General features: G+C 49.4%; 16 protein-coding genes and 1 tRNA gene. 4 read left to right on the top strand and 13 right to left on the bottom strand.

Annotated features, from left to right (window positions below):
• Positions 1–42 precede the first annotated feature (42 nt).
• The 6 genes from V5T82_RS14640 to V5T82_RS14615 all read right to left on the bottom strand — a co-directional run bounded on the left by V5T82_RS14640 (position 43) and on the right by V5T82_RS14615 (position 5,230).
• Entirely contained in the window at positions 43–1,284 is a 1,242-nt protein-coding gene (locus V5T82_RS14640) for a DUF4384 domain-containing protein (RefSeq protein WP_332896403.1), read from the bottom strand.
• A complete protein-coding gene (locus tag V5T82_RS14635; protein WP_332896402.1) occupies positions 1,281–1,814 on the bottom strand; it encodes a hypothetical protein in 534 nt (177 codons plus the stop codon). The genes V5T82_RS14640 and V5T82_RS14635 overlap by 4 nt, the downstream gene beginning before the upstream one ends.
• A complete protein-coding gene (locus tag V5T82_RS14630; protein WP_332896401.1) occupies positions 1,811–3,268 on the bottom strand; it encodes a hypothetical protein in 1,458 nt (485 codons plus the stop codon). The genes V5T82_RS14635 and V5T82_RS14630 overlap by 4 nt, the downstream gene beginning before the upstream one ends.
• A 62-nt stretch (positions 3,269–3,330) precedes the next feature.
• Positions 3,331–4,116, bottom strand: a complete 786-nt coding sequence (locus V5T82_RS14625) for a lytic transglycosylase domain-containing protein (RefSeq protein WP_332896400.1) — start codon at positions 4,114–4,116, stop codon at positions 3,331–3,333.
• The gene (locus V5T82_RS14620) at positions 4,113–4,553 is read right to left on the bottom strand and encodes a hypothetical protein (protein WP_332896399.1); all 441 of its coding nucleotides are present in this window, start codon (positions 4,551–4,553) and stop codon (positions 4,113–4,115) included. Before V5T82_RS14620 ends, V5T82_RS14625 begins: the two co-directional genes overlap by 4 nt.
• 11 nt (positions 4,554–4,564) lie before the next feature.
• The gene (locus tag V5T82_RS14615) at positions 4,565–5,230 is read right to left on the bottom strand and encodes a hypothetical protein (RefSeq protein ID WP_332896398.1); all 666 of its coding nucleotides are present in this window, start codon (positions 5,228–5,230) and stop codon (positions 4,565–4,567) included.
• On the opposite strand from V5T82_RS14615, the gene V5T82_RS14610 reads away from it, so the two are divergent.
• Complete coding sequence (locus tag V5T82_RS14610) at positions 5,229–5,456, top strand: hypothetical protein (protein WP_332896397.1); 228 nt, start codon at positions 5,229–5,231, stop codon at positions 5,454–5,456. The two genes, V5T82_RS14615 and V5T82_RS14610, sit on opposite strands and share 2 nt — an antisense overlap.
• Here V5T82_RS14610 and V5T82_RS14605 read toward each other — a convergent pair.
• The 4 genes from V5T82_RS14605 to V5T82_RS14590 all read right to left on the bottom strand — a co-directional run bounded on the left by V5T82_RS14605 (position 5,453) and on the right by V5T82_RS14590 (position 7,744).
• The gene (locus V5T82_RS14605) at positions 5,453–5,806 is read right to left on the bottom strand and encodes a globin (protein WP_332896396.1); all 354 of its coding nucleotides are present in this window, start codon (positions 5,804–5,806) and stop codon (positions 5,453–5,455) included. The two genes, V5T82_RS14610 and V5T82_RS14605, sit on opposite strands and share 4 nt — an antisense overlap.
• A gap of 116 nt (positions 5,807–5,922) precedes the next feature.
• Positions 5,923–6,017 (bottom strand) — tRNA-Arg (locus V5T82_RS14600).
• 181 nt (positions 6,018–6,198) lie between these two features.
• Complete coding sequence (locus tag V5T82_RS14595; protein WP_332896395.1) at positions 6,199–7,146, bottom strand: sulfurtransferase; 948 nt, start codon at positions 7,144–7,146, stop codon at positions 6,199–6,201.
• 253 nt (positions 7,147–7,399) lie between these two features.
• Entirely contained in the window at positions 7,400–7,744 is a 345-nt protein-coding gene (locus tag V5T82_RS14590; protein WP_332896394.1) for an ArsR/SmtB family transcription factor, read from the bottom strand.
• 182 nt (positions 7,745–7,926) lie between these two features.
• Between V5T82_RS14590 and V5T82_RS14585 the strand changes: the two genes are divergently transcribed.
• Positions 7,927–8,214: a hypothetical protein gene (locus V5T82_RS14585; protein ID WP_332896393.1), complete on the top strand. Its 288-nt coding sequence runs from the start codon at positions 7,927–7,929 to the stop codon at positions 8,212–8,214.
• On the opposite strand, the gene V5T82_RS14580 is transcribed toward V5T82_RS14585, so the two are convergent.
• Together V5T82_RS14580 and V5T82_RS14575 are read right to left on the bottom strand one after the other, a co-directional pair.
• Positions 8,211–8,831, bottom strand: coding sequence for a hypothetical protein (locus V5T82_RS14580; RefSeq protein ID WP_332896392.1), 621 nt, complete (start codon positions 8,829–8,831; stop codon positions 8,211–8,213). The genes V5T82_RS14585 and V5T82_RS14580 overlap by 4 nt on opposite strands.
• Positions 8,832–8,913: 82 nt before the next feature.
• Positions 8,914–9,525 carry a hypothetical protein gene (locus V5T82_RS14575; protein WP_332896391.1) on the bottom strand — a complete coding sequence of 204 codons (612 nt, stop codon included), beginning with the start codon at positions 9,523–9,525 and terminating at the stop codon, positions 8,914–8,916.
• Positions 9,526–10,316: 791 nt separating this feature from the next.
• Between V5T82_RS14575 and V5T82_RS14570 the strand changes: the two genes are divergently transcribed.
• Positions 10,317–11,000 carry a hypothetical protein gene (locus V5T82_RS14570; protein ID WP_332896390.1) on the top strand — a complete coding sequence of 228 codons (684 nt, stop codon included), beginning with the start codon at positions 10,317–10,319 and terminating at the stop codon, positions 10,998–11,000.
• Between the two features lie 27 nt (positions 11,001–11,027).
• Positions 11,028–12,080, top strand: coding sequence for a hypothetical protein (locus V5T82_RS14565; protein ID WP_332896389.1), 1,053 nt, complete (start codon positions 11,028–11,030; stop codon positions 12,078–12,080).
• A 26-nt stretch (positions 12,081–12,106) separates the two neighbouring features.
• On the opposite strand, the gene V5T82_RS14560 is transcribed toward V5T82_RS14565, so the two are convergent.
• Complete coding sequence (locus V5T82_RS14560) at positions 12,107–14,401, bottom strand: nSTAND3 domain-containing NTPase (RefSeq protein WP_332896388.1); 2,295 nt, start codon at positions 14,399–14,401, stop codon at positions 12,107–12,109.
• Positions 14,402–14,443: the final 42 nt, after the last annotated feature.

The raw sequence follows: 14,443 nt of genomic DNA, 5'->3' as shown, positions 1-14,443 counted from the left end.
TGGACGGCCTAGGCGCGTTTTTTAGGGAAAGCAGAAAAAAAATTAAGGCTCGATCACAAACGGCAGTTCTGCCACGGCCAAACCGTCACCCGCAAGGGAATGGAAAATGCGCGGGATGTCGTTGGCGACGGTGGCCGGAAGCGGGCCTTTGGTCTGGCCTTTGAGGGGCTCGGGCAGTTCATCGGTGAGGTTTTCTTCCGACGCGAAGCACACGATGACTTCTTCGCCCGCCGGCGGGGCGAAGCGGACTTGGAAGGGGAAAAATTCTTCGCTGGGCATGTCGTAGGTTTCTCCCGCTTCAAAGCGGAAGACCTCTTCGACGTAAGGATTGGGGTAGAGCTGCAAGACCTTGCCGTCGGCTTGGAAATAAAAACAGTTGAGCCACGCGTTGCGGTTCATCTCAACCGCAAACTCCAAATGGTCGCCGTAGTTAAAGACCAAGTCTTCGCCGTCTTCGTTAAAGATTTCTAGGGCGAAGTCTTCTTCCTCGGGCTCCGGTTCCGCTTCGGGCTTTGGTTCTGCGGCGATTTCAGGTGCGGGCAGGGTGATGTCGCCTTTGATCTCCAACGCAGGCGGTGGGGTGGGCGTCTCAGACGCAAAATCGGGCAAGTTATAGACGATCACGGCAAATGCTGCGGCCACGACACCAAACATGGCCCAGCCCGCACGGTTGGTCTTGGCCTTTTGTGTTTCTTGTGCCCCCGAAGCAGAGCCTTGGGAGAGATGCAAGGGGGCCAGGGCATGCTCGACACTGCCTGCGGGCAAAATCTCGACCCCGTCGGGCAGTCGGCTGGACAACAGGTCTTTGTGATTGTTGCCCTTGGGCACGACGGCGAAAACGCGTTTTCCGTCCGCCAGCCACGTGGTCATTTGATCTTGGGCCGCTTGGGCTTTGTCGGCGATGTGGTCCACGGCTTTGACGTTTAAGTCATAGTCCACCATGCCCGTCATCCACAAAATGGTGTCGGCGTCTTCATCTGAAGACAGCACACAATGTTCGCTGTGATCGATGGCGTGGGCGGCATAAACACCCAGCTGCCAACTGCGCCCGGTGCCGATGGGGCCCGACGCGTCCAGGCGGAAGGCATTTTCTTCAAAGGGGCCGAATTCGCGCATGATCACGCCGCTGCCCGGTTTGACGAAGTCGTCATAGTCCGCGCTGATGGGCAGCACTTCGGACGTGCGGCCCAAACAGATCATGGATTGGGCGGCGAACTCGGGCGTGATGCGCTGGACCAGCACAGGACCGCCCGTGGTCGCGACGTGAACGGCGATGCGCTTCACTTCAGATAGGCCTCCGACTTCGGATCTTTCAACAAACGGACGATATCGGAATTTTTCTCCACAATCACTTGAATAATCCCATCGCGCGCTTGGGGCAGGGTCAGCAAAGCGGTGCGGTCCTTTTTGTCGGAAACGACCAAAGCCTTCGGTTTCTTAGAGGTATCGGCAAGTTCAATGATCAAATACAGCTGCGTTTGTTCCGCGCGCGACGGTTTGAGCGACAGCTTGCAGCCTTGGCCTGCGCGTTCGGGCAAGGTGTCCGCTTCGGCTGCGGCCATGGCTTCGGGGAAACTGTACATGGCGGCGCTGCGGATCATGGCGCCGTAAGCTTTGCGCATGTCAGGGTTTTGGTCGAGCGCATGTAAAACATCTTCAAAGCCGTCGCTGAGCTGGCTTTGGGCGTAGGCCCACAGGCGGCTGGGGGAGACGGCGCCGCCTTCGGCATCCATCAAGCCTTGGGCTTGGCTGAGTGCGCGAAACTCGGCTTGGGCGACCTCTTTATCTTTGGGGTTGGGTGTGTAGGTGATCATGAGGCTTCTCCGTAGAGTGCTCTAAATTGTTGGCGAAAGGCTACGCGGTCCGCATCGAAATGGGTTTCAAGATCAAGCTTATCCAAGGCCTTCAACAGGCCTTGCAGTTGCGTGCGCACACTGAGCAAGGGATCGGCGGCCAGCTTGAAGGCATCGGCGTTGTCGCGGGCACGGTCATCAAAGCCTTTGCGTGTGAGCTTCTTAAACGCTTTGGCGCTGTCGTCCTCTATACCCGGAAAGGCGACGACCGTGTCGGATGCGACCACATGCAGACAGGCTTGGATCAGTTGGTGGACATGGGCTTCTAAGGTTTCAAAGGTGGTTTTGCGTTCGGTGTACGCTTCAGCATCGGTGCATTGGACCCGGTTCTGCACAGACTCTTCGCCGCGCCCGATTTGCAAATCGTTGGTGATGGCCGATTGCAAAAATCCGAAAATTTCATAGCGCAAAAAAGCCAAAGCCAAAGACTGAACCTTTGGCCCATAGGTCATCAAAGTCTCAAGGGGTTTCAACTCGGTGCTTTTTTTGAAAAACTTGATGTCGGATAAGGGCGGTTCTTCGAAGACGTCCAAAGGGCTTTCCCAATTTGGGGACAAGACGTCAATGCTGTCTTCGCCAATGTCCAGCTCTCCGCCTTCGCGGTCGGCACCCAATACGCCTGCGTCTTGGGCAGCGCGACGCGACGTGACTTCGTCCATCGCGGCCATGAATTTGAAAAACAAATCGAACACGGTTCTATATCCCTTATAATCGTTTTGTTGATTATGGAGGGCCCAGAACTCAAAAATTGCCGCGTCGTCGATTTGGAAGGCATTTTGTGGACTGCGGTCTTGCAAAAAAGAATACACCGTCGTGAATTTCCCATCGCTTTCGGCAGAGGCTAAGTGTTGCAGGCGATAGTGGCGCATGCGGCTGGACAATTGATTGGCGGCGGCTTTGATGGCGGCAAGATTTGGGCTTTGTTCCAACTCATCGAGGATGTCGTTGAACGCGCCAAAAAACGAAAAGGCGTCGAGCCCGGCTAAGAATTCGAACAAGGCGACCAAACGCGGCATGCGGCCATAACGGATGGAGAACGGGGCCGGGCCTGAGTTGAGGGTGACTTGCTCGTCTTCTACAGTGAGACCTTCTCCAGCAACGGCGTCGTCAAAGAAGGATTTATACGCCGCCGGTGTGGCTGGGTTGAGGCCTAAGAAGAACTCAGCACGCAAATCTGCACCGCCACCGAAGCCGAGTTTCAGTGCTGTTATGAGATGACAGAGTTCAAAAAGCGGGGCGTCCTTGTTGGGACCGCCTGCAGCCCCGGTGACGAACTTGGCCAGCCACATCAAGGTCGGTGTCTCACTATAGCGCGGCGCACCACTGAGCGTGGTGGCTTCGGCGACGGCGCGAAAATCCTGGATTAAGGTGTCACGTCCCCCGGATTGGGCGAGTGTGCTGATCGCAGTGTTCACGAAGGCGCTCCCCTTGTTGGCCTGGTGCCTAGTTTACGTCCTGGTTCATGTCAAATCAAACGTCAGTGCCAATGCTTGGGAAAGTGTGAGCCGCGGAACACACGGACCGGTCCGCGGCGTTTGGCGTGATGGCGCGGCGGCGGGCGGCGGTCGAAGGCAACATCACGATGGCGCGGGCGTGGTTCGAGGTCGATCACTTCCCATTCGTCGTGTTCATACGCGACGTCTTCTGCATGCGATTCCCATTCCACGATATCAAGTTCTTGCACATCTTCTGGCACATCTTTTGGCACATCGCTTTTCGGTGCGGCTTTCGCTACGCGGACGTTTTCAGTCTGGTCGGACAGCACTTGCCACACGGCGTTTTGTTCGGTGTAGACCTGTTGCCATTTCATCACCGATTTGACATAGCGCCGCGTATAGGCATGGGGATGGGCGTCGGCACCGCTTCTATTCAGTGAGCCGCCGTTGTAGTGCGATAGCGCCAGTTCCCAACGCTCACCGTACATGTGATGCAGTTCTTTGAGAAAGCGCACGCCCAAACGCACGTTGGTCTGCGCATCCCACAAATCGTCTTCGGCCACACCAAATTCGTCTTGTGCGGTTTTTGGCATAATCTGCATCACGCCGCGCGCCCCTGCGGGGCTGAGCGCGTGGGCGTTAAAGTCGGATTCGACTTTTGCGACAGCTAAGGCCAAAGACGGCGGCACGTTTTTATCCAGCGCGGTTTCCACGACCAAACGTTTGACTTCGACGCGGGTCAGGGCAAAAGCGGGCGCAATACCCACAATCCAAACGGCGAGGGTGAGCAGGCCTAAGATGATAAAGCGGGGGTAAACGCGGATCATAATGACGTCTCCTTCAGGGCTTTTTGCCACCGTGCGTCTAAAGGTGCGATGGTGAGGTTGCCGACCGGAACGCCTTCGCGCGCTTTTAAGGCTTCGGTCATGGGCAAGTTGCCGTCAACGGCGAGAACGACTTTCTCACGTCCGGCCAAAGACGCTGGGTCTAAGGGTTTCAAATCCGCATCCAGATAACGCCCGGCGTGATAGATGACTAAGTCCGCGCTGGAGACTTTGATGTCTTCTTGGGCACTTTGGTCTTGTGATTTTGTGGGCTCGGAGTGTTGCACCTGAACGCCGGGGCTGTGGGCGGTGTCTACGCTTTGGGCGGGGGTTAGGCCGCTGCCCATGGACACCAAGGTCAAGACCATGATGGAAAAGAACCCCATGGCCAGCGCTAAGGCGATTTCCGCCATGGCATTGTTTTGTACACCGTGAATCATGGGTCCATTCCTTATCCGTTCAAGTCGCGACGCAGATCAAGATCATCGACTTCGTCATATTCATAAAAGTCGTCGCCGTCGTCATAGTCGGCGCGCATATCGTCTTCGCGCTCTTCAATTTCTTCGGTCAGGCGCAGGGCTAAAAACGGGGCGATGGTGTCATTGGCTTCATATGTGGCGTTGCGCATGCACGGCGGGCCACACCGCTTTTTAGGGATGTGTAGCGTCTGAGATTTCACTTTGATGGTTTCCAGCACCCGACCGTCCAAGGGATCGATCAAGCGGGCGATGACCTTTAGGGAAAATTGGGTGTGATCTGCACGGCGTCCCACTTCGCGCTTGGCGGTCAACAACACGGCAAAGTCCAACCGGTTGTCGGGGAGCTTTTCAACCGCCGAAATGGTTTGACGCAGATTGCGTGGATTGCGGTTCTTCTTTTTGAAAGGCTTGTCGTTGTTTTCGGTATAGATGACGTAGGTGGAGCCTTTGAGCCGTTCAGCCAACGCGTCGGTCAAATCCACAAAGGGTTGGTTGTGACGCGGGATGGCGCCGCCGCCGTCCACACCGATTAACAACACACGCGATTGCCAACTGGCGTTTGCCGTGGGGATGAGACCAAAAACCAGCAAAAGCGCCAAAACTGAGGGCCAAATGGGAACGGAATAGGAGCAAAACATGAAAGCCTCCACGCTTGAAAAAACCAAACTGCAAAGGCTATGGAGGGTCGAGAGCGTTTTTTTCTCACGAAGACTAAAAAAACGTCTACTTGATCATGGCATTGGTGATGTCTTGATGGAGCGTGCGGTGGTTGGCGAGGTTGAGATAATGGCTCCAATTACGGGTCCAACTCAGAGCCGGAGACGCGCGCCGGGTCAGCTTTTTTATGCGAAGGCTGCGCTCTAAATTGAAATTTTCATTTTGCTTTGAACGGCGTCATAGCCGTTCATGAATGTTTCAATGGCGGCGGGGTCATCAACGCCGCCGGCGCTTAGGGCCGCTTGGAAGGCTTCGCGGCCGATGGCCATGTGTTCGGATGAGATGTTTTGCCCGCGGTGTCTAAGGCCGATGGCGCGCAGCTGTGTTTCCACATCTTCGCCTTGTTCCTCAGCAATTTCAATGTACTTAAGCGCGCCTTCGAACATTTGGCGTTGGAAGCTCAAATTGTTGAATTTGCTTTCTAATTCGGGCGCTCTTTCAAACAAGACCTTGTAGAACGCCTCTGAAGCCGCCTCTAAATTGACGTGGGAACCCATATGGTTTTCTCCATACCCATAGCTGTTGTGTTGCGGTGATTGTTGCACAAGCAAAAACCTTCTGCGCCACCCGAACGAGCAGCAGGGCTGGGGAAGGCACTTTCAGGTCTAAAAAATGGCGCACCCGGCGAGATTCGAACTCACGACCTCTGCCTTCGGAGGGTGAGAGAGCGAATTAAAGTGTAACTAAATCAACTCGTTGTTCGGGTGCTGTTGTGCCATTTTTCGAATATCGGGGATTAAACGGGACTGAATCAGACTGGCCATGGCACAATTGAGGAAAAAGCCACACCAGAAAGCCTCAGCCAGAATATTCAAAGCTGCTCTCTACACAATGAAGTGAAAAGAGCCACTTTGGATTTATCTAACGCCATCATCATTGATGTAGCCGACTACAACTTAAATGTGTCGTCAAACGGTTCGCGACCTTCGACAACGGGTAAGGACAATTCATTGCCCCAATGCCCCCAGCCACCGTTGTACAAACGAACATCCTTGTAGCCTATTGCCTTGAGCTGCATGTAAGCCAAGCTCATGCGGAAACCATCGTGGCAGTATGCAATTACGGTCTTGTCTTTCGGAATGTCCGCATACATTTGTGCAAGGTCTTCAGCCGTTTTCCACAACTGGGTTTCACCTTCTGTACCGCTGAGGCTAACAATGTTGATTGCACCTGGAATATGCCCGCCCCGCACAGCATGAACAATTTCTTTGCCACTGTAGTGGGTCGACGGACGTGCATCCAGCAAGACCATTTGGGTATCGCGTTGTGAAACAACCCGGTCGTAAACGCCGGTCCACTCAACACTCAATTCAGAGCGTGCCTCTTTAAGGGTGACAGTCCCACGCTTAGGCTCGACCTTATCTGTTTCCAAGTCATTAAAACTTTGCCAGGCGACAGTACCGCCATCCAATACCTTCACCTGGGTCATATCATAGCCATAGTAGTCCAGAAGGAAATATAGCCGTGATGCCAATGCAGAACGTGAATCATCATAAATAACGATTGATGAGTTGTCATTCACGCCCCAGCTTCTCAGGGTTTTTTCAAAGGCAGGCTTGTCTGGAAATAACATGATGGATTGACCATCATTATCGCCAAGGTCTTTAAAGCGTTGAACCTGTACGGCCCCAGGTATATGGCCAATGGTATAATATCGGTGCGGGTGATAACGGACTTCCAAAATCACCAAATTGTCGTCGTCAATGTGCTGTTCGAGCCAATCTGTGTCCACCAACACGTCCCCGGTATCGGCAGAGGCTTGCCCCCCCATCACAGCCATGAGAGCCAAAAGCGCAAAAACAGCTTTTTTGATCCATGTCATTTCTTTCAGCAACATCACAACACATCCTCCCAATAGTCATTAATTTACCTGTTAAACTGGCACAGTCATGTACCAACGTTTGGTTTTATTCACAATTTGCACCCCTACGTTCCTGCACGGTGAGCGTATTGAAGTCGGCCTTCAGCTGCATCGGGACAATCATGCGCCAAATGAATATCGCCACGGGCAAATGGATTTGTGCAACCACCAAACCTCATTTCATTTTGTTTTAGATTTGAAAGACACCGTTTTTATAAACCGAAATCCCTTATGCCGTTTTGTCGCAGCAGCTTTTTGTGGACTCGACAGTGCGAATACACAGCTCAGGCCGACCACCACAACAGTCATCCACCAAGAAGCTCAATAGATCATTGAGGTTGTCAAAGTTCGCGGCATAGATGACTTGCCGCCCTTGCTTTTGGCTGGATACTAAACCCGCATGGCGCAAGTCTTTGAGATGAAAGGATAGCGTTGAAGCCCTAACACCGAGTTCTTCAGCTAACTCGCCAGCGGACATGCCGCCGCGTGCAACCAAGCTCCGAAAGACTTCAAGACGCATTTCGTTCGCAAGTCCGGAAAGAATTTGCGTGGCTTGAAATACGGATAACTTCATCAAAACGGCACACCTTGTCGGCAGGAGTAACAAACAAAAACGGATTAACGCTATTATTTCGAAATTTATTGAAATGTCAAATTATGTGCCCGCATGCTCGCCAGCTGAACAGTCATTATTGGTCAAAAGCGGACTTTTAAAGAGCGCGTCCAATTCGTGCTAGACTAAGTCGAAGTCAGAACATGTTGAAAGGTTTCGTTTTGGGCGATTTGGTCGTTTGGCCGTATGTGGCGATTGTTTCGGAAGGGGAGCCTTTGCGCTTGGGCGGCGTTGAAAACGTCTGGGCGCACAAATGGCATCGCTTGGATGGGCCGCGCGTGGAAGTTCATCACCCCCAGTATCCGGACCAGACCTATCAAACCACGCCTGTGGAAATTCGCGATGGTGAGCGGTGTGTTGTGTTTTGTGCCGTGGAACTGTCCAATTATGTCTATGGCTTTTATCAGCCGGGTGGCGCAGACGGAACCTAGGGGGCGTTGTCATCCGGCGACACAGGTTTCCCAACAAGGTGTGCACGGCCTTCCACACTCAACGCAAACCCAATGATGACCAAAAAGGCAGTCCAAAACCAAATGGCGGTGAAGGTGCGGTGTGCGGAAACGATGTCTCCGTTTTCCATCCACTCAATTTTATGCAGATGAACCAAACCCTCCACCTGCCAAAAGCCAAAGCCTGAATACACCTGGCCCGACTGCTCCGTGGCGTGGCGGGTTTGTGCGTACGTCAAAGCATCTTGCAGATCATCTCCATCCATGAACAGTTTCACCGCTGTTCCCCGGGGCAGCCTTTGGGCCATGTGGAAACTTTCCGATCCGCTCAACGACAGGGTAAGGGAAAATTCCGGCGGGTAAGGCGTTGGGGTGAGGTCTTCTTTTAAAAGGATCACCACCGCATCCCCGCCCCCACCGCGCAGGCGCGTGCCGCCTTGTTGCATGGTCGCCGCCACATTGATGTGGCCTTCGACCACAAAAAAGGGGCCGAAGTGGCTTTTCACCAACAACACCGCACTGATCCCCAGACACAGCAAACCTGCGATCAACATCAAAGTTCCCAAAACGGGGCGGCGGACAGATGGTGTATCGGTCATGGTGGTGCCTTAATGGTGGGGTTTGCGATCCTCACACCTTAGCGCGTGTTCCATCGCATTTTATCTCGCCAATGCAGAACCTTCAATTCCCGTAAATGATGCGCGGCCCGCTTTTGGGAATTTTGCCAGGAGGAACTTTAACAGCCCCATCCCCTCTGTGTTCAAGATAAGCTTTGACCTTCGCTGCGGCCGGACAAAGCCCGACCTGCTGCCAAGGGTCGCGTTTCGAACGTAAAAGACGGCTTGTGGCCTCTGCGATACGGCGGTCATAGGGCGAAGGCTCTATGCCCTCCGCCAATGGTGCGAGCGCGCTGAGATATGCAATTTGCCAAGGGGCATCGCCCCGAACACGGGTACACCCGGCAGTGCGATACACCTGACCTTTATAGCGTGTTTTCAGATAGTGAATGGACAATCCCCACTCGCATGCCGCGGCGAGGTGGGCTTGTTCGTGGCGAACGACTTCACGGTCGCGTTTTTGAAAATAGCCGGACACATCAATATTCGGATTGTTTTGCTTCGCTTTTGCAATTTTGGCGTTGATGGCTTTTAGCCAACTTGCGTGCACGCTCTGGGCCCGGCAATTGTGCGCTGTGTCTGCAAAAGCACTGTCCACAGAACCGCACAGAACCGCAGCCGCCCAAGCGCCCGCGACCGACAGGTGTATGAACCGAGTGATCCGTGCATTGATCATGCCTTAAGTATGGCGCGCCCCGTTCAAGCGTCAAACACTTTCATAGGACCATCACAGCCGAAGCGCGCGCCCTTTGTAGTGATAGGTCAACAGCTTCATTGGTCGCTTTTACAATCTGCTCTGAAAAACGTGCATTTGCCCATGAAGACGCAGTACATCCTGTCCAATCAACATCAGATGTATATAGACTAGGGCGGGCTAAATAAACAGAAACACCCTTCCTAGCTGGCCCAAAACCTCTTCGTTTGGGGGTACATACTATTCAAAGTATCTGGAGGGTGCTGGACGCTGTGTTTCTGGGTTCTTCGAGGGGCACTTCCGGGCATTTTGAGGTGATCTGAAATCAGCCCCTAAAACGGCCAAAAGCCCCGGTTTTCGGGGCTTTTGAATGGCGCACCCGGCGAGATTCGAACTCACGACCTCTGCCTTCGGAGGGCGCTAAATCATTGATATTAAATGAATTTAATGGTTCCGCCGATTTGATTTATCTCTTGATACGTCAAGTATCTATGGCTTTTACGCTAGAGAGAATTGCCATCCTCGTCAAGCTGAACAGACCGGGAAATGAAATCAATTTGTGCCAAGATTGTGCCGGGTGTCGATTTAAGCAGAGGGGGGGTATGGGGGGCTGGCGAGACACAACTTGATTGATGTGGGGGCTCGTAAAATCCCATCATTTTTTTGAGAGGACCACTTTAACATTTCCTCGCAAATAAACTTATGAGAGAATGGTTGTCATACGCACACGTTAAATGTGGTGAGTTAATTATGACCTTAGCAAGGGGGAAGATGTGAAGTTAATTGAACATATTTCTGCATTATTTACAGCGGGTGACATTACGTCGAAAATTCGTCTAATTATTATTGGAATTGGCTCTGCGCTTGTTGGTGTCGTCACCACTCTTGCTATTGTAAATGCGCAATCGCATTTAAGTTTGGACTTATTGAAGGTTAATGAGGGTGAATATGAATTCTCATTTGAAGCAATTGGGCCAAACCCAGTTCATGTGCACGAGGTTGGGCTAAATGCTGGACAGTTGATGTGGGAAGTCAAGCATTCCGTAGAAATTCCCGAAGCCCAATATAAGGACCTCTTGTCGCGGAGTTACGCGGATATAGAGGGAAGTACTCTGACAAAATACACGACAGGAAAACTATTCTTTCCAGGAAAACCACAAAAAGAAATTCTTCGCATTGTGCCTGGACACGATAGGTTTGACACAAGTTTTCTGGGCGTAAAGGCGACAACCATCAGTGTTCCATACGAACAGTCATACGATGGGGTAGTGGTTGATGGTGTATCTCAGCTTTTCGATTTTTTAGGACTCGTTCAGAGAAACAGAACAGCTTGTTTCTATGCATGTGGACAATCTGGGCAACAGATTTCATGTGGCATGGCCGACCAGAATATCGGTGAAGTGTGGCGAGACTTTTGTACAGGCCCCTTCCGTTCAGACAGAGTGTGTTGCTCATAAAACAACAACAAATCAATGGGGGGCTCAGTGGTTAAAAAACTTGTTCGTCAGTTGCTATCAACACAAATAATCAAACAGGGTTATATCAAATGCAGGCTTGTGCATATGCCCCATGGTTCTGTAGTTCAGCCTGATATTCTGTTTGGGAACGATAAGGACAAGCCATTCTTCGTACCCGTATTTTTCGATCCAAACCAAATCGGGTTTTTGCCGGATGGAGACGGCGGTTTTTGCCGTTTTACATTTGTAGCTAACAGCAAAGCATGCCTCCGTGTTTTGTTTTTTCAGCAGGGCAAGCTGAGAACGCACAAAGATGGCAGTGTTATTTACAAATGCTTTTATGAAAAGATCGATGGACCTGTTTGGCCTTCCCCAGATGGTAGGTGGAGAAAATCAAATGGAACACTTCAGTTGTTTCTCTACCACCATACAAATGAAAAAGGTTTTGAGGGTATCAATAGAAGCGGAGAAATATGGGGATCAACCTGGAATATTCAGGGGCGGGCACAACTTAAGAATATTGCTTATGGATATTTTACGAGTGTTAGAAAAATTCGCAGCGAAATTGATTTGCAGGAGATTGCAATGTCCACCATTGGTCAGGTTGGACTTATCAAAACCAATGATCCTTTAGATGCTCAATTTGCTCAACAGATAGAAATTCCTGCAGAGGTCCCTGATCAAAGAGACAAGCGTTTAGGGCTATGGATAAATTGCACGAATATTGCCCCTAATCACTTGTGGATGCATAAGCCTATGGATCGACCTGCATACTATGAAATCGTTTTACCAAAAGTATTTCGGGTTGGGCTCGAATTGGGCGCAACAGTTCTAATTGATCAAGGGGTGGCGTGCGTTCCAGATGAGATGCGAAAAATCTTTCAATACGTCATTGTAGGGGATGCCGATACTGATGCTGGCTTAACAGCTCCCTATCATGAGGAAGAAACAACGAGCTTAGCTAAAATCGAGAAGCTTGCTCTGGATGATGACATTATTGGTTTCTGGAAAGAAAATGCAAATTCTGATCATTACTCGGGGCGTATTCTTGAACATGCAGAGCTTCATCCTCCTGAGTAAGCATTGGAGCAATAAGCCTGTAATTTCTATTTGTCAGTTAATGCAGAAAACATATGATCTATATGTTCATGCTCCAGCTGTGCTTTCTGTTGGAATTTTTCCCAACCATCGTGGTTTTGGGTTTCTGCATGCTCTTCTTCGTAAACAGCTTGCTGCAGCACTTCATCATAATTTGAGGGGGTATCGATAGCGGGGCCTCCGAACTCATTATTTATTTTTTGATATGTAGCAAGATACTCTTCAATTTCAGATGATGAACTTAAGTAAGAAAGTTCATGTTCGGCATCTAATCCTTGGAAAGCATTACTAATCGAATCTCGCTCTTCCACATTTAGGGGATGGTGGGAATCAATATCAGCCAGGGTTACATAATCTTCTAGCCAGTTCGCGTGTGTTGCGTTCTCGATGATAAATGTTTTGAGAGTTTGTACGATTTCATCGAGCGTTGAGTCGTTAATGATTTCTGATGGTAAGTGTAGGTTGAGCATATTTGCCCAATCCACAATTCCATCGTCACCGTGAAAGCCTTGCTGTTTCGTGCTCTCGAGTATTTGTGGAATTAGCTTAAGGTAATTCGAATCCTTTGTTATATGAGCTAGCTGAGTCAATGTGGGGATGCGAGATGAGAATGAAGCGTCCTGTTCGGCAAATGACCATATGTAAGTTTCGTCATCTTTTTCCATATGTCCATGTGGTCGGTCGATTAGACGCTCTACAGCAGTAAATATTTCATTTTGATATTGTGTAATAAACTTGTCTAAGTCGTGATTTTGATTATCAGCTAAAAACCCCCAAATGTGATTGATTTGAGAAAAGCATTCCGCTGTTTTGATAATATCCAAAGCATAGTCTGGGTTTTGATGTAGCCATTGTTGCAAAAAGTCACGAACGGATGGGTTGTAGAAATGAACAAGAGTTTTGCTGATGTTAATAAAGCTTCCGTCTAACTCTTTTAGTGCGGCCTTAAAGTCTAAACTTTTTCGGAAATAATTATATTTATTGCATGAGTATTCATAAAATTTATCAAACAGGCTCTCTAAATCATTAAGAGAGCTTGCTCCACCTTGTGCTAACAAACACCATAATAATGTTTGCCCAGCAAAGGAGATTTGTTCATTAAAGGCGTGCTTCCACAGTTGTTCCGGATTGTCCAAACTGTGCAGAAAGAAAGCTGGATAGTCTCCGCTTGATACATTTACGAGATTTGTAAGTGTAGTCATCCATTCAATGATACGGGGACTATAGTTCGCATGATTTATGATTTTACGATAAGTCTGATCTTGAGCTATAGATTCTAGAAAAGATATGCCTAGATCAGAAAAATAGAGATGATTGTAGAGTATGCGTGCACGAATTGTTTTAGTGTAGTTATCTAGTTCTAAAACATACTTTATATCCATCAATTCACTATGATCGAGCTTTTCATATGCCTTTAAGGCGTTTTGTAAAATGTATTCTCTTGTAGTCATAACAAGTTTGGCATTTTTCGATTTTTGAATAATGCGGATTAAGCGAAGCAAGCTTTGATCGTGAATGACATTGCCACTATCTCCTAAAAATGTCTGTCCTAGGAAATCGTCAAAATAAAAGATCATTGGCTTTGAGTTGTCAAAGCGTTGAATAGCCTCATCAAGATTATGGAGCTCAACGATGACGGGGATATAGTTGTGCTCTAAATGCTGATAGATAAGCATTTCAGCTAGAGTTGTCTTACCAATTCCTGGTGACCCAGATATTATAACGAAGTTGTGCTTATCTAGAATAGTTGATGCTTTTGGGAAACTATCGTTTTGAACATAGATAGGAATCTTAGCTGCAATTTCTTGGACTTCAAATTCACTCTTTACCACTGACGCATTATTTAAAACACGATCAAGAACGGCTTGGCTTGTTAACCAAAGTTTGAAGTTCTTCTTTTCGATTTCATCAAATTTGCCGAGGAGATTGTTTAATTCATCGTTTCCCAGGACGTCACCATCGGAAATTATATATGGTGAACACGCCTCTTTTATTTTTGATTTTTGAGCAGGGGAGAGGGGAACTGATGTAGCTAAGATGTAGCGCTCTGGCTGTAGCTTTTTAATCTTAGGAAGCTCATCATTTTTCAGTGTTCTTAAAAGGGAATTGAACCCAGATGCGGCATAATGCTTGCATTGAATGATTGTCTTTGAGCCACTTGGTGAAATATGCCGAAGGTCAATTCCTTGATCTTTTCCGGGCTTAAATGACTCTAGCATTAAACCCCACTCCATTTGTAAAAGATCCCGAGTTAATTCTTCGAAATCGATGTTTGAGAGGGTTTTGAAATCGTATGATGGCATTTGATTAACTTTAAATCTGAGTGTTTATACGGGGGTATTAGA

The sequence above is a fragment of the Magnetovibrio sp. PR-2 genome (assembly GCF_036689815.1).
Taxonomy (GTDB): domain Bacteria; phylum Pseudomonadota; class Alphaproteobacteria; order Rhodospirillales; family Magnetovibrionaceae; genus Magnetovibrio.
The sequence above is the reverse complement of the archived record's forward strand: the minus strand, read 5'-3'. Positions and strand labels throughout refer to the sequence as shown.